The sequence below is a fragment of the Pseudescherichia sp. AS216 genome (genome assembly GCF_037152055.1).
In the GTDB taxonomy this organism is placed as follows: Bacteria; Pseudomonadota; Gammaproteobacteria; order Enterobacterales; family Enterobacteriaceae; genus Pseudescherichia.
The window spans coordinates 41059-63644 of sequence record NZ_JBBCMV010000001.1 but is presented as its reverse complement, the minus strand read 5'-3'; the positions used below and the strand labels follow the sequence as shown (position 1 = coordinate 63644).

The window sequence follows — 22586 nt, the reverse complement described above, 5'->3', positions numbered from 1 at the left end:
ACTGTCAGGAAAATCTATGAAACGTGCCGTTGTCGTCTTTAGCGGAGGCCAGGACTCCACCACCTGTCTGGTACAGGCGCTGCATCACTATGATGAAGTCCACTGTGTCACCTTCGATTACGGCCAGCGCCACCGCGCCGAGATTGACGTCGCGCGTGAGCTGGCGTTGAAGCTGGGTGCACGGGCGCATAAGATACTGGACGTCACCCTGCTTAACGAGCTGGCGGTCAGCAGCCTGACGCGTGACAGCATTCCAGTGCCGGACTACGAGCCTGACGCCAGCGGTATTCCTAACACCTTCGTGCCGGGCCGCAATATCCTGTTTTTGACCCTTGCGGCTATCTACGCCTACCAGGTGCAGGCCGAAGCGGTGATTACCGGCGTCTGTGAGACCGACTTCTCCGGCTACCCGGACTGCCGCGACGAGTTTGTGAAGGCGCTCAACCATGCGGTCAGCCTCGGCATGGCAAAAGATATCCGCTTTGAGACGCCGCTGATGTGGCTCGATAAAGCAGAAACCTGGGCGCTGGCCGACTACTGGCAGAAGCTGGAGCTGATCCGCGAGGAGACCCTGACCTGCTACAACGGTATCAAGGGCGACGGCTGCGGCCAGTGTGCCGCCTGTAACCTACGAGCCAACGGCCTGAATCACTATCTGGCAGAGAAGCCTGCGGTGATGGCAGCAATGAAGCAGAAAACCGGCCTGAAGTAGGCGATAAAACTACAGTAAGCTTTGGTAACGCCGGGCGGCTCTACGTTTGCCCGGCCTACGGGGCTAAGGTGCGGTTTGTAGGCCCGGTAAGCGTAGCGCCACCGGGCGTGAGAGCTTACGCCATCATCATCTCCAGCTTCTCCCGCAGCTCCCCTTCCAGCGCCAGCGATTTTTTAGTGCGCAGATCGATGCAGACAAAGGTGATCAGCGCATCGGCCACCACCTCCCCCTCTGGCGACAGCGTCACTACCTGACTGAGCACGCCGCTTTTGCCGTTGAGCTGCTGTATGCTGCTGGTAATGGTCAACAGATCGCCCAGCACCGCCGGTCGGCGATAGTTGATGTTGATATTGACCACGATAAACGCAATGTTGTTAGCCGTCATCCAGCGGAAACCTTCGCTGCTTTCCAGCCCCTCCCAGCGCGCCTCCTCCAGAAACTCCAGGTAGCGGGCGTTATTTACATGCTGGTAAACATCGATATGGTAACCACGAACTTTAATTTCAGTCTGCATAGCGCAATAGCCTTTTTTCTTATGTTATATAGGGTCGGAGGTCATAACTGGTATGACCTCTTTAGCATGGCAAAAAATGGCTACGACGCAAGCAAAACTTACAGGGTTAAACGATCCAGGTTACGCTCCACCAGCGAGGCCCCCATTCCCGGCACCTGCTGTAAATCCTCCAGCGTCTTAAAGGGTCCATATTCGTCACGGTAGCTAACAATCGCCTGCGCTTTCTTCAGCCCCACGCCGTTCATCGCCTGTGCCAGCGCCTCCGCCGACGCCGCGTTAATGCTGACCCGGGTCGGCTGCTCATCGCCCTTTACCGCCTGCGGCGCTTTTGCCTTAGCCTCCGGCCCAGCGGCGGCGGATTTACCCTGCACCGTCTGCGCCTGCGGGGATTTCACCGGCGTTTCAGCGGCGAGCGCTTGCTGGCTCAGAGCGGCACAGGTCAATGTCAGGGTCATCACCGCTATTTTTATTCCACGTTTCATGCTGCTTTCTCCTTGTGTGTTGACAGCCCCTGCACGATAAACAGAGCGGGAACGCGGGACAAACGGCAGATTGCAGAAATGGAAAAGGCCGCGAAAGCGGCCTTTGATTGTTGCAGGGCGTTGCAAAAGTCTGCGAGACGCCCAGAGAAATTACTGCTGCGGATCGACGATGTCGCCCATTTTGATTTTGGCTTCTTTACGCAGGTTGCTCATCAGCGCTTCGAAAGAGATCTGGGCATTGTTCTCAGTGATCCCCTCCACCATGGCTTTTTTCTGCGCGTCCGGCAGGGTGCCTGCTTTCACTTCGTCCAGCGCCAGCAGCACTACGTTGCCCTGCATATCGTTGGCAACGCCGTAGACTGGCTTATCCTTCGCTGGCAGGGCCAGCGTAAAGGCCGCCTGGCTCAGCGGATCCTGACCGGTACGTACCAGCGCCTTCGGCTCGCCAAAGCTCAGGCCTGCGGCTTTCAACGCCTCGTCGCCTTTACCCGCTTTCAGGTCAGCCAGCAGCTTATCGGCATTCAGCTTCGCCTGCTGCTCAGCTTTGTTGTGCTTCACGATATCGCTTACCTGGGCTTTCACTTCCTCCAGCGGCTTCACGGCTTCGGCTTTATGCTCGCTCACGCGCAGCACAAAGGCCCGATCGCCATCAACGGTAATGATGTCGGAGTTGTTGCCCGGCGAACCGTTCTCTCCCACCAGCGCGCCGCCGAAGATAGCGTCAGACACCGGTTTGAAGTTCAGCTCCTGCGGCAGGTTGTCGCGGCCAAACCAGCCGGTTTCAACCGCTTTCACGCCTGCCACCTGCTCTGCACCCGCCAGCGACTCATTGTCGTTGCTCGCGGCATCGCTCACTTTCTGCTGCAGGGCGTAGTAGGCATCAAGACCTTTCTCCTGCTTCACCTTCGCTGCCAGCTCGTCACGCACGTCGTTAAACGGCTTAATCTGAGCAGGCTGAACGTCGTCAAGACGCACGACCAGGAAGCCAACGGAGGATTTAATCACGCCAGAGAGCTGGCCTTTCTCTTTCAGACCGGCCTTTTTCAGCTCGTCTGGGGTGGTGGAATCTTCCAGCCAGCCCATATCGCCGCCGTTGCGGGCAGAGATAATGTCCGCCGACTTCTCTTTGGCGAGGGTGGCGAAATCAGCACCTTTGCTTAACTGTTCCAGCACCGCTTTCGCGTCGTCTTCGGTTTTGGTCTGGATCACGCTGTAACGATTACGCTGCGGCTGGGTAAACTGATCCTGATGCTGATCGTAGTAGGACTGAATCTCTTCATCACTGGCGTTCTGCTGCATGCTGGCAGCATCCAGCTTGATGTAGCTGACGCGGAACTGCTCCGGAGCGATAAAGCTGTTTTTGTGCTGCTCGTAGTAGCTGGCGATCTCCTGATTGGAGGCGGTCTGCTTCTGTGCCAGGGCGTTAACGTCGAGGGTTGCCGTGCGCACCATACGCTGCTGCGCGACCAGCGCGGCCAGCTCGTCGGTTTCACCTTTCAGCATAAAGTCAGTACCGGCAACGGCATTGATCAGCTGCTGGGAGGTAAGCTGGTTACGCAGGGCTTGAGCATACTGATCGGCGGTCATGCCCATCTGATTGACCAGCGCATTGTAGCGTGCGTTGTCGAACTTACCGTTGTTCTGGAAAGCTTGGGTTGAGAAGATCGCTTTCTTCACCTGCTCATCGCTGACGCCGAGGCCCAGATGCTGGGCGTACTGGTCCAGCAGCGCTTCATCAATCAGGCGGCTCAGCACCTGCTGACGCATGCTCTTCATATAGGCTTCGTTGCTGGCCAGCTCGGAGAACCGCTCGCCGTGCCTCTGCTGCAAGCGGTTACGTTCTGCCGCCACGGCATTTTCGAACTGGCTGCGGCTAATCTCCTGGCCATTAACTTTTGCGGCATAATTATTGTTACCGCCAATCAGGTAGTTACCAACGCCAGTCAGAATGAATGACACGATAATCAAACCCAGAATGATCTTGAGCACGACGTGGTTGGCCGCCGCGCGTAAATTGTCCATCATGGTGTAACAACACTCCGCTGTAGGTGACTGTCTGTCTCACGCAGCGCCAACACTCCTGGGCCGCTGCGCGTAAAGCCGTATTGTGACAAGAAACCGGGGCGGTTGTCAGCCCGCAGGTCCGATTAATTCCGGCATCGCAAATAAAAAAGGCACATCTGGTGATGCGCCCTTGTACTTTGTCACAATCCTGAGAGGGATCGCTATCAGTTTACCGCGTCTTTCAGCGCTTTACCTGCGCGGAAACCCGGAACTTTAGCGGCAGCGATGGTGATCTCTTTGCCAGTTTGCGGGTTGCGACCAGTACGGGCAGCACGCTCTTTAACCGCAAAAGTACCAAAACCTACCAGCGCAACTTCGTCCCCGGCTTGCAGAGATTCAGTAACAGAAGCAATTAAAGCATCTAACGCACGTCCAGCCGCAGCTTTAGAGATATCAGCCCCTGCAGCAATTTTGTCTATCAGTTGAGATTTATTCACTCTTCTCTTCCTCTCTTTATAATTTATATCGCACCTTAATCCATCGAAGTGCGACCGCGCAGCAGTTATATCAGGCCTGTCATGCCCTTACAACACCCGTTGTTGATGATACAGCAAACCAGCCATCTAAATTAGCTATACAAAAAAAGGCTGGCAAGCCCGAAATGCGCTGCCAGCCTTGTTTTTATTGACGCTCTTTGCGCGAGGTCACTATTTTGCGCTAACGACCTGCATGCCTGACGGCTCATTTTGCAGCGCCAGGGTCAGCACTTCCTCAATGCGTTTCACCGGGTGAATGTCGAGATCGGCAATCACGTTCTCCGGGATCTCTTCGAGGTCACGCTTGTTCTCGTACGGGATCAGCACGGTTTTGATACCACCGCGGTGCGCTGCCAGCAGCTTCTCTTTCAGGCCGCCAATCGGCAGAACCTGACCGCGCAGGGTGATCTCACCGGTCATCGCCACGTCGGCGCGAACCGGGTTGCCGGTCAGACAGGAGACCAGCGCCGTACACATGGCAATACCGGCGCTCGGGCCATCTTTCGGCGTCGCCCCTTCCGGAACGTGAACGTGGATATCGCGTTTTTCGTAGAAGTCGCCGTTAATGCCCAGCTTCTCTGCACGCGCGCGCACCACGGTCAATGCCGCCTGGATGGACTCCTGCATCACTTCACCCAGCGAGCCGGTGTAGGTCAGCTTGCCTTTACCCGGCACGCAGGCGGTTTCGATGGTCAGCAGATCGCCGCCCACTTCCGTCCACGCCAGACCGGTCACCTGACCCACGCGGTTTTCATCATCTGCACGACCGTAGTCGAAGCGCTGAACGCCCAGGTACTCGTTGAGGTTGTCCCCGTTGATGGTGATCTGCTTCAGCGACGGATCGAGCAGCAGCTGTTTCACCGCCTTCCGGCACAGCTTGGAGATTTCACGCTCCAGGCTACGGACACCTGCCTCACGGGTGTAGTAACGAATAATGCCAACGATGGCGCTATCGTCAACCGTGATCTCGCCCTTTTTCAGGGCGTTACGCTCAATCTGCTTCGGCAGCAGATGGCGCTTGGCGATGTTCAGTTTCTCATCTTCGGTGTAGCCCGACAGACGGATCACTTCCATACGGTCCAGCAGCGGCGCAGGGATGTTCATCGAGTTTGACGTCGCAACAAACATCACGTCGCTGAGATCGTAGTCAACCTCAAGATAGTGATCGCTGAAGGCCACGTTCTGCTCGGGATCCAGCACTTCCAGCAGCGCCGAAGCTGGGTCGCCACGCATGTCCGACGACATCTTGTCGATCTCATCCAGCAGGAAGAGCGGGTTTTTCACCCCAACCTTCGCCATCTTTTGGATCAGTTTGCCTGGCATAGAGCCGATATAGGTCCGGCGGTGACCACGGATCTCCGCTTCGTCACGCACGCCGCCCAGCGCCATGCGGATGTATTTACGTCCGGTGGCTTTGGCAATGGACTGACCCAGAGAGGTTTTACCCACCCCCGGCGGCCCTACCAGGCAGAGGATCGGCCCCTTCAGTTTGTTAACCCGGCTTTGAACCGCAAGGTACTCAAGGATGCGATCTTTAACGCGTTCCAGACCGTAGTGATCGGTATCCAGAATCTCCTGCGCCTGACGCAGATCTTTCTTGACCTTGCTGCGGGCATTCCACGGCACCTGGATCATCCACTCGATGTAGCCACGCACCACTGTTGCTTCTGCCGACATCGGAGACATCATTTTCAGCTTCTGCAGCTCGGCTTCCGCTTTCTCTTTTGCCTCTTTCGGCATCTTCGCCGCGTCGATCTTACGCTTCAGCGCTTCGTTTTCGTCCGGCGCATCGTCCATCTCGCCCAGCTCTTTCTGGATGGCTTTCATCTGCTCATTCAGATAGTACTCGCGCTGGGATTTCTCCATCTGTTTCTTAACGCGGTTACGGATGCGCTTCTCAACCTGCAACAGGTCGATCTCCGACTCCATCATCGCCATTAGATATTCCAGACGTTCATTGACGTCGGACATCTCCAGCACGGACTGCTTATCCGCCAGCTTCAGCGGCATATGGGCGGCGATGGTGTCGGCCAGACGTGCCGGATCGTCGATGCTATTGAGCGACGTCAGCACTTCCGGTGGAATTTTTTTGTTGAGCTTGATGTAGCCTTCAAACTGGCCAATCGCGGTGCGAACCAGCACCTCCTGCTCACGCTCGTCAAGGGCGGGCGATTCCAGGTATTCGGCTTTCGCGGAGAAGTACTCACCGTCATCTGACAGGGCGCTGATGCGCGCACGCTGCAGGCCTTCGACCAGTACTTTTACCGTACCGTCCGGCAGCTTCAGCATCTGCAGAATAGAGGCCACGGTCCCGACGGTGAACAGATCGTTAACACCCGGCTCATCCGTGGACGCCTCTTTCTGCGCCACCAGCATGATTTTTTTATCCTGGTCCATGGCCGCTTCGAGACAACGAATCGATTTTTCCCGCCCTACGAATAAGGGGATGACCATGTGCGGATAAACCACCACATCGCGCAACGGCAATACGGGGATTTCAATGCGTTCAGAACGCTCAGAAGTCATAGAGCTCTCTCTTAAGTTTAATGTCCGCCTGGTAACCCGGCCGCAGGTCTTTGCGTCATGCGACCGTTAACATGTAAATCAGTATATGGGGATGTTTCCCTTACATTCAACGTCGGGAGTACGGAAAAATAAAAGGGGAGATAAAATCCCCCCTTTTTGGTTAACCGCTTGTATGGATAGGTTAATTATTCGCCAGAAGCCTGCTGCGCTTCCGGTTTACCATAAATCAGCAGAGGTTTGGTTTGACCGGCGATAACCGCTTCGTCAATCACCACTTTTTCCACATCTTCCATTGAAGGCAGATCGTACATGGTATCCAGCAGGGCCGCTTCTACGATAGAACGCAGGCCACGCGCACCGGTTTTACGGGCGTTTGCTTTCTTAGCAATGGCGTCCAGCGCTTCGTCGCGGAACTCGAGATCGACACCTTCCAGATTAAACAGCGCCTGGTACTGCTTGGTCAGGGCGTTTTTCGGCTCTTTCAGGATCTGGATCAGCGCTTCTTCGCTCAGCTCGTTGAGCGTTGCCACCACTGGCAGACGACCGATAAACTCAGGGATCAGACCAAATTTGATCAGATCTTCTGGTTCCACCTGGGCCAGCAGCTCGCCCTCTTTCGCCTTCTCGGACTTGCCTTTCACCGTTGCGCCAAAACCGATACCGGAGCCGGTTTCCACACGATGGGAGATGACCTTATCCAGGCCAGCAAAGGCCCCGCCGCAGATAAAGAGGATTTTTGAGGTATCAACCTGCAAAAACTCCTGCTGCGGATGCTTACGTCCGCCCTGAGGCGGTACGGCAGCCACGGTCCCTTCGATCAGCTTCAGCAGCGCCTGCTGAACGCCTTCACCAGAAACGTCTCGGGTGATCGACGGGTTATCGGACTTACGGGAAATCTTATCGATTTCATCGATGTAGACAATGCCGCGCTGCGCTTTCTGTACGTCGTAATCACACTTCTGCAGCAGTTTCTGGATGATGTTTTCCACATCCTCGCCCACGTAACCCGCTTCGGTCAGCGTGGTCGCATCTGCCATAGTAAACGGCACATCAAGCAGGCGCGCCAGCGTTTCTGCCAGCAGCGTTTTACCCGAGCCGGTAGGCCCGATCAGCAGGATGTTACTTTTACCCAGCTCAACGCCGTTGCTGCTATCGCCGTTACGCAGACGTTTGTAGTGGTTATATACCGCGACGGCCAGCACTTTTTTGGCCTGCTCCTGACCGATAACATAGTCGTCCAGGTGATGGCGAATTTCATGCGGCGTCGGCAGCGCACTGCGCTCACGATGCGGCGCAACTTCTTTAATCTCTTCGCGAATGATGTCGTTACACAGATCGACACACTCGTCGCAGATATACACGGACGGCCCGGCAATCAGCTTACGCACTTCATGCTGGCTTTTGCCGCAAAAAGAGCAGTACAACAGTTTGCCCGAACCATCTTTGCGTTTATCTGTCATGAGTCAAAACCTCTTTTCTGTTTTTTGTGCCGCACACGACGACGCAAATGCCACTCCAGGCGCAAGACGCTATACAGCGTCGTGCCGCTCTCAATGATTATAGCGGTACTCGTCCGGCCTGGGCATTAATTACGATGGGTCAAGATTGAGTCAACCAGCCCGTACTCTACCGCTTCAGCGGCGGAGAGGAAGCGGTCACGCTCGGTATCGCGTTCAATCTGCTCTAATGATTGACCCGTGTGGTGTGCCATAAGTTCATTCATGCGCCCCTTCACTTTCAAAATTTCACGCGCATGGATCTCGATATCCGTTGCCTGGCCCTGATAGCCACCCAGCGGCTGGTGGATCATGACGCGTGAGTTTGGCAGACAGAAGCGCTTGCCTTTAGCCCCTGCGGTCAGCAGGAATGCGCCCATTGACGCCGCCTGACCCATACAGATGGTGCTAACGTCAGGCTTGATAAACTGCATGGTGTCATAGATTGACATCCCGGCGGTAATCACCCCGCCTGGGGAATTAATATACAGGTAAATATCTTTTTCCGGGTTTTCTGCTTCCAGAAACAGCATCTGCGCCACAATCAGGTTTGCCATATGGTCTTCGACCTGGCCAGTCATGAAAATGACGCGCTCTTTAAGAAGACGAGAGTAGATATCGAATGAGCGCTCACCGCGTGAAGTCTGCTCAATAACCATTGGCACCAGCGCCATATGGGGTGCAAAGTTATCTCGTTCGCCGCTGTATGACATGTCCGTCTCCTGGATAAAAATGAATAAACCTGCTGTCCCGATTCTACTTGACTCTGACTGGTCTGACTACGACCACCTTGGACGGATCTGCAGCAAGCGTTAATCTTGATAGTCTCCCTGTTATGGGGATGGCATCATCTTAATTCAAGCATAACAATCTTTTGGCTTAACGCTAACACTGAAACGTGCTTTTAGCACTCTTCCGATAGCCGGTGAATGTTAAAAAAAAACCCGCCACCAGCAGGTGACGGGCTTTCGTTTCCGCGTAAAGGCGGGAAACGTGACTTACGCTTGCTGGTTCATCAGCTCGTTGAAGGAAGTGGCTTTTTCAGACACTTTCGCTTTCGCCAGAACGGCTTCAACAGCCTGCTCTTCCAGCGCAACGTTGCGCATGTTGTCCATCAGCTCTTTGTTCTTGCTGTAGAACTCAACCACTTCTTTCGGATCTTCGTAAGCGGACGCCATCTCTTCGATCAGCTCGTTCACACGTGCTTCGTCAGCTTTCAGCTCGTGGGTACGGATCACTTCGCCCAGCAGCAGACCGACAACAACGCGGCGTTTCGCCTGCTCTTCGAACAGCTCACGCGGCAGCTCAAGAGCCTGTTTCTCGTTGCCACCGAAGCGCTGAGCAGCCTGGCGGCGCAGCACGTCGATTTCGCTGTCGATCAGGGCAGCCGGCACGTCGATTTCGTTCGCTTTTACCAGACCGTCGATGGCCTGCGTTTTAACACGGTTACGTACCGCGCCTTTCAGCTCGCGATCCATGTTCTTACGCACTTCAGCGCGCAGGCCGTCGATGGAGCCATCTTCAACGCCGAAACGTTTAATGAACTCTTCGGTCAGCTCTGGCAGCTCGCGCTCTTCAACTTTTTTCAGGTTGATGACGAACTTAGCCGCTTTCCCTTTCAGGTTTTCAGCGTGGTAATCTTCCGGGAAGGTCACGTCGATGGTGAACTCTTCGCCTGCTTTGTGACCTTTGATACCGTCTTCGAAGCCCGGGATCATGCGGCCCTGGCCCATCGCCAGCACGAAGTCAGTGGCTTTACCGCCTTCGAACTCTTCGCCGTCAACGGAACCGGTGAAGTCTACGGTCACGCGATCTTCTGCATCAGCCGCGCCGTCTTTGTCTTTCCAGGTTGCCTGCTGCTTACGCAGGGTGTCCAGCATGCCGTCAACGTCAGCATCGGTCACTTCAACGATCGGTTTTTCAACTTCGATGCTTTCCAGACCGGTGAGCTCAACCTGCGGATAAACTTCAAACTCTACGGAGTAGGTGAAGTCTTCACCCATTTTGTACTCGCCCGGTACGTAGGTCGGTGCGCCGGCCGGATTGATTTTTTCCTGAATGATCGCATCAATGAAGTTGCGGCTCATCAGCTCACCCAGCACGTCCTGGCGTACGGATGCGCCATAACGCTGAGCAACAACGGTCATCGGTACTTTGCCTTTACGGAAGCCGTCAATGCGTACTTTTTTCGCAACGTTGACCAGCTCGCTTTTTACAGCGGTCTCGATGCTGTCAGCAGCGATAGTGATCGTTACACGGCGGCCAAGGCCCTGAGTGGTCTCAACTGAAACTTGCATCTTGTTACCTCAAAAAATCAGAGTGCTCGGTCAACTCTATCCGCAGACCACGTCAGGTGGCTGCGTAGAACCGGGATGCTCTCTTGAATCAGATACACATTCCCTGTCACCAGAATCATCCCGAAGGCGTTCAAAAAATAGGACGCAGCATTATAGCGGCATCACTTTTGTGAGTCGAGAACGGTTATTGCACGCTGTTGCGGCCTTTTTCACAATTCACGGCTAATTTTTGTCTGAGTTTTGGCCTTATCGAACAAAACTCAGACAAAATAAAACGGCCCGCAGGCCGTTTTCACATATTCTGTACGCAACATACTGGAAAAGTTCGCGCTGTTGCAAACCTCATTTATTACGCACTCAGTTATTACGCAATCGTACCCGCACCTCGACAGGGCGGTGACGCGAAGAGGGTATCCTGTAAACCTTCCCACTCTTTGAGGGTGTAGGTATGCAGGGCCAGCGCGTGTACCGTCGTGGCAAGCTCGGAGGTTAACGTACTGTAAATCATTCGATGGCGGTTAAGAAAACGTTCGCCTGCAAAGCGATCGCTTACCAGCACCACCTTGAAATGGCTTTCAGAACCGGCCGGAACATTGTGACGGTAGCTTTCATCAACAACTTCGAGGAACGCGGGTTCAAACGTTGCCCTTAATTTTGATTCTATTTGTTCGCGTATCATCATGAAAAGACTCCTCAGACAGCGTTCAGATGTAACCCATCCCTTTAAATATTAGCCGCTTTTACCGCTTCCATAACAAGAAAACAACAAATATTTAGCGTTCGTCTCGTTTTATCATTCAAAGGCATGAACCCACCGGAGAAATTCTCATTCAGGTCGCTTTTATGGGCGGTTAAACAGGATTTGTGAGCACAAAATGCACAAGGCGATGAATTTACATGCATTGCCGGGTTGCCCCGGCCGTTGGCAATGTTATGATGACGCCAATTACCCCTTTATAAGCTTAAGATTCACAGAGATCTCTTATATGTTAAAAAAAGTGCTTTTCCCGCTGGTCGCTCTGTTTATGCTGGCTGGCTGTGCTACGCCTCCTACTACTATTGATGTCTCACCCAAAATTACCCTGCCGCAGCAGGATCCGAGCCTGATGGGCGTGACCGTGAGCATCAACGGTGCCGATCAGCGTCAGGATCAGGCGCTGGCAAAAGTGACCCGCGACAACCAGCTGGTGACCCTGACCGCCTCCCGCGATCTGCGCTTCCTGCTGCAGGAAGTGCTGGAGAAACAGATGACCGCTCGTGGCTACATGATTGGCCCGAACGGCGCAGTGAATCTGCAGATTATCGTGAGCCAGCTCTACGCTGACGTCTCCCAGGGCAACGTGCGCTACAACATCGCCACCAAAGCCGATATCGCCATCATCGCTACTGCCCCGAACGGCAACAAGATGACCAAAAACTACCGTGCGAACTACTCGGTTGAAGGTGCACTGCAGGCGTCGAATAAAAACATCGCCGACAGCGTGAACAGCGTGCTGACCGACACCATCGCTGACATGTCCCAGGACACCAGCATCCACGATTTTATCAAGCAGAACGCGCGTTAATTCTGCCCGCTGACCCGGTTCGCGCCGGGTCAGCCCGCCTCCTATGTCCAGCCGCTATCTACGTATCTTTCAGCAACCTAAGTCAGCCATCCTGCTGATCCTGGGTTTTGCCTCAGGCCTCCCCCTTGCCCTGACCTCCGGCACGCTTCAGGCGTGGATGACCGTCGAAAACATTGACCTGAAGACCATCGGCTTCTTTTCGCTGGTGGGCCAGGCCTACGTGTTTAAGTTTTTATGGTCGCCGGTGATGGACCGCTATACGCCGCCGTTCTTTGGCCGTCGTCGCGGCTGGCTGCTGACGACCCAGATCCTGCTGCTGATCGCTATTGCAGGGATGGGCTTCCTTGAGCCCACCTCGCAGCTGCGCTGGATGGCGGGACTGGCGGTTATCATCGCTTTCTGCTCCGCCTCGCAGGATATTGTGTTCGATGCCTGGAAGACCGATGTGCTGCCCGCCGAAGAGCGCGGCGCAGGGGCCGCCATCAGCGTGCTGGGCTACCGCCTCGGCATGTTGGTCTCCGGTGGGCTGGCGCTGTGGCTGGCGGACCGCTGGCTGGGCTGGCAGGGAATGTACTGGCTGATGGCGGCGCTGATGCTGCCCTGTATTATTGCTACCCTCTTTGCTCCCGAGCCAGACGATGCCGTGCCGGTACCGAAATCGCTGGAGCAGGCCGTGGTCGCGCCGCTGCGTGACTTCTTCGGGCGCAACAACGCCTGGCTGATCCTGCTGCTTATCGTCCTTTATAAGCTGGGCGACGCTTTCGCCATGAGCCTGACCACCACCTTTCTGATCCGCGGCGTGGGCTTTGACGCCGGTGACGTCGGCGTGGTGAATAAAACGCTCGGGCTGATTGCGACCATCCTCGGAGCGCTCTACGGCGGCGTGCTGATGCAGCGCCTGACGCTGTTTCGTGCCCTGCTGATCTTTGGCATCCTGCAGGGGGCCTCCAACGCGGGCTACTGGCTGCTGTCGGTCACGGATAAGCATCTCTACAGTATGGCGGCGGCGGTATTCTTTGAGAACCTGTGCGGCGGAATGGGTACAGCCGCGTTTGTTGCCCTGCTGATGACCCTGTGCAACAAGTCGTTTTCTGCCACCCAGTTCGCCCTGCTCTCTGCCCTCTCCGCTATCGGGCGCGTCTACGTCGGTCCTATCGCCGGCTGGTTTGTCGAGAGCTGGGGCTGGTCGACGTTTTATCTCTTCTCGGTGATCGCCGCCGTACCGGGGCTGCTTCTGCTGCTGGTGTGTAAAGAGACGCTGGCCTATACCCAGCGCACCGACGGCTTTCTTCCCCGCAGCCGCTACGCCGGGGCCTACCAGCTGGCGCTCCGCACGCTGGCCGTGGGCTGTGTGCTGCTGGCGGCCTGGCTGGGCGTCATCACCCTTAACGCCCTCGGTCTGACATCATGGGATTTCGCCGGGCTGTTGTTAGAGATCGGCGCGCTGCTGGCCGTAGGCGGCATTCTCTACGGTGGGCTACTGGACTACCTCTCCCTGCGCAAAACCGCGCAGGAAAAATAACCCGTTAGTTACTGCAGGTAATAATCGCGCAAAATAATTAAAAGATTTAATTTCAGGATATATTTGTTTAATTCTGGCTTCATCTCTCTTTTTGTTTAATTATTTTGTGCGGTATACATTTACGACTACGCTTTAATGATTCAGCATGGTTATCAAATTAAGCTTCGCGCAATGTTTGATAATTGCTGAATTAATGTTAAGTAAATGTTCACAAAATGGATTGGTTATACCATTTCGCCTGGTCTATAAGTATTAGGCCCGGTTTTGGTTATAACCTTGGGGCCGAACGCGGCGATTGCGAGATTTTACAGATTGTTGCCTTCTGTGTGACATACGCGGCAGAACCCAGTAACACCCTACTGACAGCGCGCCACGCATGTTTACAGTAATGTAACCTTCCCGTAAAATGCCCGCACACTTTAAGCGCCACCAGACCCCCGTGGAATTGAGGTCGTTAAATGAGACTCAGGAAATACAATAAAATTTTGGGAATGTTGTCATTAATCACAGGCGCGGCGTTACTGAGCGGCTGTGATTCTGCACTTCTCGATCCCAAAGGACAGATTGGACTGGAACAACGTTCATTGATACTGACGGCTCTTGGGCTGATGTTGATTGTCGTGATCCCCGCCATCGTGATGGCTATCGGTTTTGCCTGGAAGTACCGGGCGTCGAACAAGGAAGCCAAATACAGCCCCAACTGGTCGCACTCGAACAAAGTTGAAGCTGTGGTTTGGACGATTCCCATCCTTATCATCATTTTCCTTGCGGTACTGACATGGAAAACCACGCATGCGCTCGAACCCAGCCGTCCGCTGGTGCACGATGCGAAGCCGGTAACCATCGAAGTCATTGCAATGGACTGGAAGTGGTTCTTTATTTACCCGGAGCAGGGCATCGCAACGGTCAATGAGATTGCGTTCCCGGCGAATACGCCTGTGGAATTCAAAATCACATCGAACTCGGTGATGAACTCCTTCTTCATTCCGCGACTGGGTAGCCAGATCTACGCGATGGCCGGGATGCAGACCAAACTGCACCTGATCGCCAACGAAGCCGGCACCTACGATGGTATTTCTGCTAACTACAGTGGTGCTGGTTTCTCCGGCATGAAGTTCAAAGCCATCGCAACACCGGATGCCGCGACCTTCAACCAGTGGGTAGCGCAAGCGAAACAGTCGCCGAAAGTCATGAATGACATGGACGCGTACAACAAGCTGGCAGCACCTAGCGAATACAATAAAGTCGAATACTTCTCCAGTGTTAAACCTGACCTGTTTGTTAATGTGATTAACAAATTTATGGGACCTGGGAAGAGCATGGACGTGACTCAGGCTGAAGGCGAACAGAACTCGCACGAAGGCATGGAAGGCATGAACATGAATCACGCGGAAACCTCTCACTAAGGGGCCGAGGAATAATACGATGTTCGGAAAACTTACACTGGATGCAGTGCCGTACCATGAACCGATTATCATGGTTACGGTGGCAGCAATTCTCGTCGGGGGACTGGCGTTAGTTGCAGCACTCACTTATTTCGGTAAGTGGTCATATCTGTGGAACGAGTGGCTCACCTCCGTGGACCACAAACGCCTGGGGATTATGTACATCCTCGTCGCTATCGTGATGTTAGTGCGTGGCTTTGCCGACGCCATCATGATGCGTACCCAGCAGCTGCTCGTCTCGTCGGGCGAAGCCGGGTTCCTGCCACCGCACCACTACGATCAGATCTTTACCGCCCACGGCGTTATCATGATCTTCTTCGTGGCGATGCCGTTCGTGGTAGGCCTGATGAACCTGGTCGTGCCGCTGCAAATCGGCGCCCGTGACGTTGCCTTCCCATTCCTGAACAACCTGAGCTTCTGGTTCACCGTTGTCGGCGTGGTGCTGGTTAACATCTCGCTGGGCGTGGGCGAATTTGCTCAGACCGGCTGGGTAGCTTATCCACCGCTCTCGGGCATTGAGTACAGTCCCGGCGTAGGCGTTGACTACTGGATCTGGAGTCTCCAGCTCTCTGGTATTGGTACAACCCTGACCGGTATTAACTTCTTTGTGACCATTTTGCGCATGCGTGCCCCTGGCATGACCATGTTCAAAATGCCGGTATTTACCTGGGCGTCACTCTGTACTAACGTGCTGATTATCGTCTCGTTCCCTATCCTGACGGTAACCATCGCGCTGCTGACGCTTGACCGTTATCTGGGCACCCATTTCTTTACCAACGATATGGGCGGCAACATGATGATGTACATCAACCTGATTTGGGCCTGGGGCCATCCGGAAGTGTACATTCTCGTTCTGCCAGTGTTCGGCGTCTACTCAGAAGTTGTGGCTACGTTCTCTAAGAAGCGTCTGTTTGGCTACACCTCCCTGGTATGGGCAACCATCGCGATTACCGTTCTGTCGTTTATCGTATGGCTGCACCACTTCTTTACCATGGGCAGCGGCGCGAACGTTAACGCCTTCTTTGGTATCACCACGATGATTATCGCCATCCCGACCGGGGTCAAGATCTTCAACTGGCTGTTTACCATGTACCAGGGTCGTATTCAGTTCCACTCCGCTATGCTGTGGAGCATCGGCTTCATCATCACCTTCTCTATCGGTGGGATGACAGGCGTGCTGCTGGCCGTACCGGGTGCGGACTTCGTACTGCATAACAGCCTGTTCCTGATTGCACACTTCCATAACGTTATTATCGGTGGTGTGGTATTCGGTTGCTTCGCTGGCCTGACCTACTGGTGGCCGAAAGCCTTTGGTTACACCATGAACGAGACCTGGGGCATCCGCGCCTTCTGGTTCTGGATCATCGGCTTCTTCGTAACCTTTATGCCGCTGTACGCCATGGGCTTCATGGGTATGACGCGTCGCGTAAGCCAGAACATCGACCCGATGTTCCAGCCGCTGATGATTGTGGCTGAGATCGGTGCGCTGCTGATTGCTATCGGTATCTTCTGCATCATCATGCAGATCTACACCTCCGTGCGCGATCGTGACCTGAACCGCGACCTGACGGGTGACCCGTGGGGTGGCCGTACGCTGGAGTGGGCAACCTCTTCACCGCCGCCGTTCTATAACTTTGCCGTTGTGCCGCACATTCACGAACGTGATGCATTCTGGGAAATGAAAGACAAAGGCGAAGCGTACATCCAGCCGACGCACTATGAAGAGATTCATATGCCGAAAAACAGCGGCGCGGGTGTCATTATCGCAGCGTTCAGCCTCGTCTTTGGCTTTGCCATGATCTGGCATATCTGGTGGATGGCGATCCTCGGCTTTGCCGGCATGATCGTGAGCTGGATTGTGAAAAGCTTTGATGAGGACGTGGATTACTACGTACCGGTTGCCACCGTTGAAACACTGGAAAACCAGCACTTCGACGAAATTAGCAAGGCAGGACTGAAAAATGTCAACTGAGACTCTAACTCACGCTAACGCTCATGCCCACGAGCATGAGCACCACGATGCAGGGTCGAACAAAGTGTTCGGCTTCTGGATCTACCTGATGAGCGACTGCATTCTCTTTGCATGTCTGTTTGCTACCTATGCCGTTCTGGTGAACGGCACTGCAGGTGGCCCGAGCGGGAAGGATATTTTCGAACTGCCGTTTGTGCTGGTTGAAACTGCCCTGCTGCTGTTCAGCTCCATCACCTATGGCATGGCGATTATCGCCATGAACAACGGTCGTCAAAGCCAGGTGATCTCCTGGCTGGCGCTGACCTTCCTGTTCGGTGCGGGCTTTATCGGGATGGAGCTGTATGAGTTCCATCACCTGATTGCTGAGGGCTTCGGTCCGGATCGCAGCGGCTTCCTGTCAGGCTTCTTTGCGCTGGTAGGGACCCACGGTCTGCACGTGACCTCAGGTCTGGTGTGGATGGCGATCCTGATGTTCCAGGTTACCCGTCGCGGGCTGACCAGCACTAACCGCACCCGTCTGATGTGCCTGAGCATGTTCTGGCACTTCCTGGACGTGGTCTGGATCTGTGTGTTCTCTGTAGTTTACCTGATGGGGGCGATGTAATGAGTCATTCTACCGATCATAGCGGCGCCTCTCACGGCAGCGTAAAAACCTACATGACAGGATTTATCCTGTCGATCATCCTGACGGCTATTCCGTTCTGGATGGTAATGACCGGCTCCGCCTCGCACGCCACCCTTCTGGGTGTCGTGCTGGTGACGGCGGTGGTACAGATTCTGGTTCACCTGGTGTGCTTCCTGCACATGAACACCTCTTCTGAAGAGCGTTGGAACCTGGTGGCCTTTGTCTTTACCGTGCTGATCATCGCCATTCTGGTGGTAGGCTCAATCTGGATTATGTGGAACCTGAATTACAACATGATGGTTCACTAAGAGCGGCGAGTATGATGTTTAAGCAATACCTGCAAGTAACGAAACCAGGCATCATTTTCGGCAACCTGATCTCCGTGATCGGGGGGTTCCTGCTGGCCTCTAAGGGCAGCATCGACTATCCCCTCTTCGCCTATACGTTGATCGGGGTGTCGCTGGTGGTGGCATCGGGTTGTGTATTTAACAACTACATCGACCGTGACATTGACCGTAAAATGGAGCGTACGAAGAACCGGGTGCTGGTCAAAGGCCTGATTTCCCCGAAAATTTCGCTGGTGTACGCCACCTTGTTGGGTATTGCTGGCTTTATGCTGCTGTGGTTTGGTGCTAACCCGCTGGCCTGCTGGCTGGGGGTGATGGGGTTCGTGGTGTATGTCGGCGTCTACAGCCTGTATATGAAACGCCACTCCGTCTACGGCACGCTGATTGGCTCTCTCTCCGGCGCTGCGCCGCCGGTGATTGGCTACTGCGCGGTAACCGGTGATTTCGACAGCGGTGCGCTGATCCTGCTGGCTATCTTTAGCCTGTGGCAGATGCCGCACTCCTACGCCATCGCGATTTTCCGCTTTAAGGATTATCAGGCGGCGAACATCCCGGTACTGCCGGTGGTGAAAGGGATCTCGGTAGCGAAAAACCACATTACGCTCTATATCATCGCTTTTGCTGTAGCGACCCTAATGCTCTCGCTGGGCGGCTACGCTGGATACAAGTATCTGGCGGTGGCGGCTGCGGTGAGCGTCTGGTGGCTGGGGATGGCGCTGAAGGGTTATAAGGTCGAAGACGACAGAGTGTGGGCGCGTAAGCTGTTCGTGTTCTCTATCGTGGCGATCACCTCCCTCTCGGTGATGATGTCCGTGGACTTTATGGTTCCGGACTCACATAACCTGTTGACCTACGTCTGGTAATTTAAAAAAGATGTTACAAAAAGGGTGCTTCGGCGCCCTTTTTTATTTATTAAATCAATAACTCATTGATGTACTATATTCCACGCTTTGCGCATTACGGGATAACTCGCCCCGCCCTCCCCTGCACTATACTGTGTCCGGTTTTTTGATTGAGGTAGTAATGAACGACTATAAAATGACGCCGGGCGAGCTACGCGCCACCTGGGGTTTAGGGACAGTATTCTCGCTGCGTATGCTCGGCATGTTTATGGTCCTGCCCGTTCTGACCACCTATGGCATGGCCCTACAGGGGGCCAGCGAAGCGCTGATCGGCTTTGCCATTGGCATTTACGGCCTGGCTCAGGCGATATTCCAGATCCCTTTCGGCCTGCTGTCGGATCGCATCGGCCGTAAGCCGCTGATCGTCGGCGGGCTGGTGATTTTTGTCATTGGCAGCGTGATTGCCGCCCTCTCCGATTCGATCTGGGGCATTATTCTTGGCCGCGCTCTGCAGGGCTCCGGGGCCATTGCCGCTGCGGTTATGGCCCTGCTCTCAGACCTCACCCGCGAACAGAACCGCACCAAGGCGATGGCCTTTATCGGCGTTAGCTTTGGCATCACCTTCGCTATTGCCATGGTGCTTGGCCCTATTATTACCCACCGGCTCGGCCTGCACGCCCTATTCTGGATGATTGCTGGCCTGGCAACGGCAGGCATCATTCTGACACTATGGGTGGTGCCGGACAGCAAAAATCACGTACTGAATCGTGAATCGGGAATGGTAAAAGGCTGCTTCAGTAAAGTGATTGCCCGCCCGCCGTTGCTGAAGCTCAACTTCGGCATTATGTGTCTGCATATCCTGCTGATGTCGACCTTCGTTGCCCTGCCGGGGCAGATGGAGGCCGCCGGCTTCCCGGCATCGGAGCATTGGAAGATCTATCTGGTGACGATGCTTATCTCTTTCGTCAGCGTAGTGCCGTTTATTATCTACGCCGAAGTGAAGCGCCACATGAAGCGGGTCTTTATCTTCTGCGTGATCGTCCTGCTGATTGCCGAGATTGTGCTCTGGGGTGCGGGACCGCATTTCTGGGAGCTGGTGGCGGGCGTGCAGCTCTTCTTCCTGGCGTTCAACCTGATGGAAGCCCTTCTCCCTTCGCTGATCAGTAAAGAAGCCCCGGCGGGCTATAAAGGTACGGCGATGGGGATCTACTCTACCAGCCAGTTTATCGGCGTCGCCATCGGCGGCTCGCTGGGGGGCTGGGTTGACGGCTGGTTCGACTCCCAGACTGTCTTCCTGGCAGGGGCGCTGCTGGCCACCGTTTGGTTGCTGGTCGCCAGCACCATGCAGGAGCCGCCCTACGTCAGCAGCCTGCGCGTGGAGATCCCGGATGACGTGGCGATCACCGATACGCTTAAGCAGCAGTTAGAGAGCAAAGCGGGCGTCAGCGAGGTGCTGATCGTTCCTGAAGAGCGCAGTGCCTACGTGAAAATCGACAGTAAAGTGACGAATCGTTTTGAGGTTGAGCAGGCGCTCAGAGCCTAAAAAAATGCCCGGATAACCGGGCATTTTTATTAGTCGCGGAAGTTTTTGAACTGGAACGGCTGTCCCAGATCGCCGCCGCGCACCAGCGCCATTACCGACTGCAGATCGTCGCGGGATTTACCGGTGACGCGGATCTCTTCCCCCTGAATCTGCGCCTGGACCTTGATCTTGCTGTCCTTGATGAGCTTAACGATCTTCTTCTGCACCGCGCTCTCAATCCCTTGCTTCAGCTTGGCTTCAACGAACCAGGTTTTACCGCTGTGCACAAACTCTTCCGGAACATCGAGAGAGGTCCCCTCAATGCCGCGCTTCAGCAGCTTGGCGCGCAGGATATCCAGCAGCTGATTGACCTGAAAATCAGACTCGCTCAGTACCTTAATGGTCTTATTGGCATCGTTCAGCTCAAACGTTGCCTCAACGCCACGGAAATCGAAGCGTGATTCAACTTCACGGCTGGCATTGTCTACACCGTTACGGACTTCCTGAAGGTCAACCTCAGAAACAATATCGAAAGATGGCATCTTTTCTTCTCCTTTCACTTTTGTTGCGATGCATAATACCCGCAACAGGACATAACGAGAAGCGTAGCCGACGGCGCTATACTTAACGCATTGCCACCTGGCGCTGTTGCAGGTGAGGAGGAACAATGAAAATAACCGTGCTTGGATGCGGAGCATTAGGGCAACTGTGGCTGGCGGCGCTCTGTAAGCGTGGTCATGAAGTTCAGGGCTGGCTGCGGGTGCCTCAACCCTACTGCAGCGTCAACGTAATTGACGAAGATGGCGGCGTGTTCAACGAATCCCTGACCGCTAACGATCCTGATTTTCTGGCCCAGAGCGATCTGCTGCTGGTCACGCTCAAGGCGTGGCAGGTCTCCGATGCGGTAAAAAGCCTGGCCTCTATGTTGCCCACTACCACACCGGTGCTGCTGATCCACAACGGCATGGGTACGGTCGAGGAGTTAAAAGCGATCCCCCACCCGCTGCTGATGGGCATTACCACCCATGCCGCCCGCCGGGATGGCAACATCATTATTCACGTTGCCAGCGGTACGACTCATATCGGCCCCGCCCGGCAGCAGGACGGTGACTACAGCTATCTGGCGGACACCTTGCAGGAGGTGTTACCGGACGTGGCCTGGCATAACACTATCCGCCCGCAGCTGTGGCGCAAGCTGGCGGTCAACTGTGTGATCAACCCGCTGACGGCCCTGTGGAACTGTCCAAACGGCGAACTGCTGGCGCACCCGGAGCTGACCGAGGCTATCTGTAATGAGGTGGCGGCAGTAATGGAGCGCGAAGGCCATCATACTTCAGCGGATGATCTGCTGTATTACGTTAATCAGGTCATTGAAAATACCGCGAAAAACATTTCATCGATGCTGCAGGACGTTCGTGCCCAGCGCCGCACCGAAGCGGATTACATTACGGGCTATCTGCTCCGCCGCGCCCGTGCCCATGGCATTGCGGTACCGGAAAATACCCGCCTCTATGAACAGATTAAACGTAAGGAGAGTGAGTATGAGCGCATCAGCACTGATATGCCTCGCCCCTGGTAGCGAAGAGACCGAAGCGGTGACCACCATCGATCTGCTGGTCCGCGGTGGGATTAAGGTCACTACCGCCAGCGTGGCCAGCGACGGCAATCTGGCGGTGACCTGCTCCCGAGGTGTCAAGCTGCTCGCCGATGCCCCGCTGGTGGAAGTCGCCGACGGTGACTATGACGTGATTGTCCTGCCCGGCGGCGTTAAGGGCGCGGAGTGCTTTCGTGACAGCCCCCTGCTGGTCGAGACGGTAAAACAGTTTCACCGCTCGGGTCGGATCGTGGCGGCTATCTGCGCGGCGGCAGGCATCGTGCTGGTTCCGCACAATATCTTCCCCATCGGCAATATGACCGGTTTTCCGGCGCTGAAGGATCGCATCCCTGAGGAGCAGTGGCAGGATAAGCGCGTAGTGTGGGATCCACGGGTGAACCTGCTCACCAGCCAGGGGCCGGGAACGTCGATCGATTTTGCACTGAAGATTATCGACCTGCTGGTCGGGCGCGAGAAAGCGCATGAGGTAGCGTCACAGCTGGTGATCGCTGCGGGGATCTATAACCATTACGAAGCGTAAGCAATAAAAACGCCGGGTGGCGGCTACGCCTGACCCGGCCTACA

Annotated in this window: 21 protein-coding genes; 11 read left to right on the top strand and 10 right to left on the bottom strand. The window is 54.9% G+C overall.

What is annotated here, in order from left to right; genetic code table 11:
* Nucleotides 1–16: 16 nt before the first annotated feature.
* The gene (gene queC, locus WFN61_RS00300; RefSeq protein WP_337037071.1) at nucleotides 17–712 is read left to right on the top strand and encodes a 7-cyano-7-deazaguanine synthase QueC; all 696 of its coding nucleotides are present in this window, start codon (nucleotides 17–19) and stop codon (nucleotides 710–712) included.
* A gap of 115 nt (nucleotides 713–827) precedes the next feature.
* On the opposite strand, the gene WFN61_RS00295 is transcribed toward queC, so the two are convergent.
* The 9 genes from WFN61_RS00295 to bolA all read right to left on the bottom strand — a co-directional run bounded on the left by WFN61_RS00295 (nucleotide 828) and on the right by bolA (nucleotide 11249).
* Nucleotides 828–1226, bottom strand: coding sequence for a YbgC/FadM family acyl-CoA thioesterase (locus WFN61_RS00295; protein ID WP_144814391.1), 399 nt, complete (start codon nucleotides 1224–1226; stop codon nucleotides 828–830).
* A gap of 98 nt (nucleotides 1227–1324) precedes the next feature.
* Nucleotides 1325–1708, bottom strand: a complete 384-nt coding sequence (locus WFN61_RS00290) for a helix-hairpin-helix domain-containing protein (protein ID WP_257756731.1) — start codon at nucleotides 1706–1708, stop codon at nucleotides 1325–1327.
* Nucleotides 1709–1858: 150 nt separating this feature from the next.
* Entirely contained in the window at nucleotides 1859–3733 is a 1875-nt protein-coding gene (ppiD, locus tag WFN61_RS00285; protein ID WP_337037067.1) for a peptidylprolyl isomerase, read from the bottom strand.
* 203 nt (nucleotides 3734–3936) lie between these two features.
* Nucleotides 3937–4209 (bottom strand): nucleoid-associated protein HU-beta, encoded by a 273-nt coding sequence (hupB, locus tag WFN61_RS00280; protein ID WP_042391603.1) that lies wholly within the window; start codon nucleotides 4207–4209, stop codon nucleotides 3937–3939.
* 210 nt (nucleotides 4210–4419) lie between these two features.
* Nucleotides 4420–6774, bottom strand: coding sequence for an endopeptidase La (gene lon, locus WFN61_RS00275; RefSeq protein WP_144814404.1), 2355 nt, complete (start codon nucleotides 6772–6774; stop codon nucleotides 4420–4422).
* 185 nt (nucleotides 6775–6959) lie between these two features.
* On the bottom strand, nucleotides 6960–8234 hold the full coding sequence (gene clpX / locus WFN61_RS00270; protein WP_042391601.1) for an ATP-dependent protease ATP-binding subunit ClpX: 1275 nt from the start codon (nucleotides 8232–8234) through the stop codon (nucleotides 6960–6962).
* 125 nt (nucleotides 8235–8359) lie between these two features.
* Entirely contained in the window at nucleotides 8360–8983 is a 624-nt protein-coding gene (gene clpP / locus WFN61_RS00265; protein WP_042391600.1) for an ATP-dependent Clp endopeptidase proteolytic subunit ClpP, read from the bottom strand.
* A gap of 285 nt (nucleotides 8984–9268) precedes the next feature.
* Nucleotides 9269–10567, bottom strand: a complete 1299-nt coding sequence (tig, locus tag WFN61_RS00260; RefSeq protein ID WP_144814406.1) for a trigger factor — start codon at nucleotides 10565–10567, stop codon at nucleotides 9269–9271.
* A 364-nt stretch (nucleotides 10568–10931) separates the two neighbouring features.
* Nucleotides 10932–11249: a transcriptional regulator BolA gene (bolA, locus tag WFN61_RS00255; RefSeq protein WP_042391598.1), complete on the bottom strand. Its 318-nt coding sequence runs from the start codon at nucleotides 11247–11249 to the stop codon at nucleotides 10932–10934.
* A gap of 304 nt (nucleotides 11250–11553) precedes the next feature.
* Here bolA and WFN61_RS00250 point away from each other — a divergent pair, with 304 nt between their 5' ends.
* The 8 genes from WFN61_RS00250 to WFN61_RS00215 all read left to right on the top strand — a co-directional run bounded on the left by WFN61_RS00250 (nucleotide 11554) and on the right by WFN61_RS00215 (nucleotide 20428).
* Nucleotides 11554–12132, top strand: coding sequence for a lipoprotein (locus WFN61_RS00250; RefSeq protein WP_042391597.1), 579 nt, complete (start codon nucleotides 11554–11556; stop codon nucleotides 12130–12132).
* A gap of 43 nt (nucleotides 12133–12175) precedes the next feature.
* The gene (gene ampG, locus WFN61_RS00245) at nucleotides 12176–13654 is read left to right on the top strand and encodes a muropeptide MFS transporter AmpG (RefSeq protein ID WP_312235168.1); all 1479 of its coding nucleotides are present in this window, start codon (nucleotides 12176–12178) and stop codon (nucleotides 13652–13654) included.
* 458 nt (nucleotides 13655–14112) lie between these two features.
* Nucleotides 14113–15060 carry a cytochrome o ubiquinol oxidase subunit II gene (cyoA, locus tag WFN61_RS00240; RefSeq protein WP_238083388.1) on the top strand — a complete coding sequence of 316 codons (948 nt, stop codon included), beginning with the start codon at nucleotides 14113–14115 and terminating at the stop codon, nucleotides 15058–15060.
* A gap of 19 nt (nucleotides 15061–15079) precedes the next feature.
* Nucleotides 15080–17071 carry a cytochrome o ubiquinol oxidase subunit I gene (cyoB, locus tag WFN61_RS00235; protein WP_257756728.1) on the top strand — a complete coding sequence of 664 codons (1992 nt, stop codon included), beginning with the start codon at nucleotides 15080–15082 and terminating at the stop codon, nucleotides 17069–17071.
* Complete coding sequence (locus WFN61_RS00230) at nucleotides 17061–17675, top strand: cytochrome o ubiquinol oxidase subunit III (RefSeq protein WP_144814419.1); 615 nt, start codon at nucleotides 17061–17063, stop codon at nucleotides 17673–17675. Before cyoB ends, WFN61_RS00230 begins: the two co-directional genes overlap by 11 nt.
* Complete coding sequence (locus WFN61_RS00225) at nucleotides 17675–18004, top strand: cytochrome o ubiquinol oxidase subunit IV (RefSeq protein ID WP_144814423.1); 330 nt, start codon at nucleotides 17675–17677, stop codon at nucleotides 18002–18004. Before WFN61_RS00230 ends, WFN61_RS00225 begins: the two co-directional genes overlap by 1 nt.
* A gap of 11 nt (nucleotides 18005–18015) precedes the next feature.
* On the top strand, nucleotides 18016–18906 hold the full coding sequence (cyoE, locus tag WFN61_RS00220) for a heme o synthase (protein ID WP_072015238.1): 891 nt from the start codon (nucleotides 18016–18018) through the stop codon (nucleotides 18904–18906).
* 160 nt (nucleotides 18907–19066) lie between these two features.
* Nucleotides 19067–20428 (top strand): MFS transporter, encoded by a 1362-nt coding sequence (locus WFN61_RS00215; protein WP_257756727.1) that lies wholly within the window; start codon nucleotides 19067–19069, stop codon nucleotides 20426–20428.
* Nucleotides 20429–20457: 29 nt separating this feature from the next.
* Here WFN61_RS00215 and WFN61_RS00210 read toward each other — a convergent pair whose 3' ends face one another.
* Nucleotides 20458–20949, bottom strand: coding sequence for a YajQ family cyclic di-GMP-binding protein (locus WFN61_RS00210; RefSeq protein WP_144814429.1), 492 nt, complete (start codon nucleotides 20947–20949; stop codon nucleotides 20458–20460).
* 125 nt (nucleotides 20950–21074) lie between these two features.
* On the opposite strand from WFN61_RS00210, the gene panE reads away from it, so the two are divergent.
* Nucleotides 21075–21986: a 2-dehydropantoate 2-reductase gene (gene panE, locus WFN61_RS00205; protein WP_144814433.1), complete on the top strand. Its 912-nt coding sequence runs from the start codon at nucleotides 21075–21077 to the stop codon at nucleotides 21984–21986.
* The gene (yajL, locus tag WFN61_RS00200) at nucleotides 21949–22542 is read left to right on the top strand and encodes a protein deglycase YajL (protein ID WP_144814437.1); all 594 of its coding nucleotides are present in this window, start codon (nucleotides 21949–21951) and stop codon (nucleotides 22540–22542) included. The genes panE and yajL overlap by 38 nt, the downstream gene beginning before the upstream one ends.
* Nucleotides 22543–22586 lie beyond the last annotated feature (44 nt).

What these genes read in the sequence shown, in the direction of transcription:
- queC (WP_337037071.1), top strand. Translation starts at nt 17, where the DNA reads ATGAAACGTGCCGTTGTCGTCTTTAGCGGAGGCCAGGACTCCACCACC.
- WFN61_RS00295 (WP_144814391.1), bottom strand. Translation starts at nt 1,226, where the DNA reads ATGCAGACTGAAATTAAAGTTCGTGGTTACCATATCGATGTTTACCAG.
- WFN61_RS00290 (WP_257756731.1), bottom strand. Translation starts at nt 1,708, where the DNA reads ATGAAACGTGGAATAAAAATAGCGGTGATGACCCTGACATTGACCTGT.
- ppiD (WP_337037067.1), bottom strand. Translation starts at nt 3,733, where the DNA reads ATGATGGACAATTTACGCGCGGCGGCCAACCACGTCGTGCTCAAGATC.
- lon (WP_144814404.1), bottom strand. Translation starts at nt 6,774, where the DNA reads ATGACTTCTGAGCGTTCTGAACGCATTGAAATCCCCGTATTGCCGTTG.
- clpX (WP_042391601.1), bottom strand. Translation starts at nt 8,234, where the DNA reads ATGACAGATAAACGCAAAGATGGTTCGGGCAAACTGTTGTACTGCTCT.
- clpP (WP_042391600.1), bottom strand. Translation starts at nt 8,983, where the DNA reads ATGTCATACAGCGGCGAACGAGATAACTTTGCACCCCATATGGCGCTG.
- tig (WP_144814406.1), bottom strand. Translation starts at nt 10,567, where the DNA reads ATGCAAGTTTCAGTTGAGACCACTCAGGGCCTTGGCCGCCGTGTAACG.
- bolA (WP_042391598.1), bottom strand. Translation starts at nt 11,249, where the DNA reads ATGATGATACGCGAACAAATAGAATCAAAATTAAGGGCAACGTTTGAA.
- WFN61_RS00250 (WP_042391597.1), top strand. Translation starts at nt 11,554, where the DNA reads ATGTTAAAAAAAGTGCTTTTCCCGCTGGTCGCTCTGTTTATGCTGGCT.
- ampG (WP_312235168.1), top strand. Translation starts at nt 12,176, where the DNA reads ATGTCCAGCCGCTATCTACGTATCTTTCAGCAACCTAAGTCAGCCATC.
- cyoA (WP_238083388.1), top strand. Translation starts at nt 14,113, where the DNA reads ATGAGACTCAGGAAATACAATAAAATTTTGGGAATGTTGTCATTAATC.
- cyoB (WP_257756728.1), top strand. Translation starts at nt 15,080, where the DNA reads ATGTTCGGAAAACTTACACTGGATGCAGTGCCGTACCATGAACCGATT.
- WFN61_RS00230 (WP_144814419.1), top strand. Translation starts at nt 17,061, where the DNA reads ATGTCAACTGAGACTCTAACTCACGCTAACGCTCATGCCCACGAGCAT.
- WFN61_RS00225 (WP_144814423.1), top strand. Translation starts at nt 17,675, where the DNA reads ATGAGTCATTCTACCGATCATAGCGGCGCCTCTCACGGCAGCGTAAAA.
- cyoE (WP_072015238.1), top strand. Translation starts at nt 18,016, where the DNA reads ATGATGTTTAAGCAATACCTGCAAGTAACGAAACCAGGCATCATTTTC.
- WFN61_RS00215 (WP_257756727.1), top strand. Translation starts at nt 19,067, where the DNA reads ATGAACGACTATAAAATGACGCCGGGCGAGCTACGCGCCACCTGGGGT.
- WFN61_RS00210 (WP_144814429.1), bottom strand. Translation starts at nt 20,949, where the DNA reads ATGCCATCTTTCGATATTGTTTCTGAGGTTGACCTTCAGGAAGTCCGT.
- panE (WP_144814433.1), top strand. Translation starts at nt 21,075, where the DNA reads ATGAAAATAACCGTGCTTGGATGCGGAGCATTAGGGCAACTGTGGCTG.
- yajL (WP_144814437.1), top strand. Translation starts at nt 21,949, where the DNA reads ATGAGCGCATCAGCACTGATATGCCTCGCCCCTGGTAGCGAAGAGACC.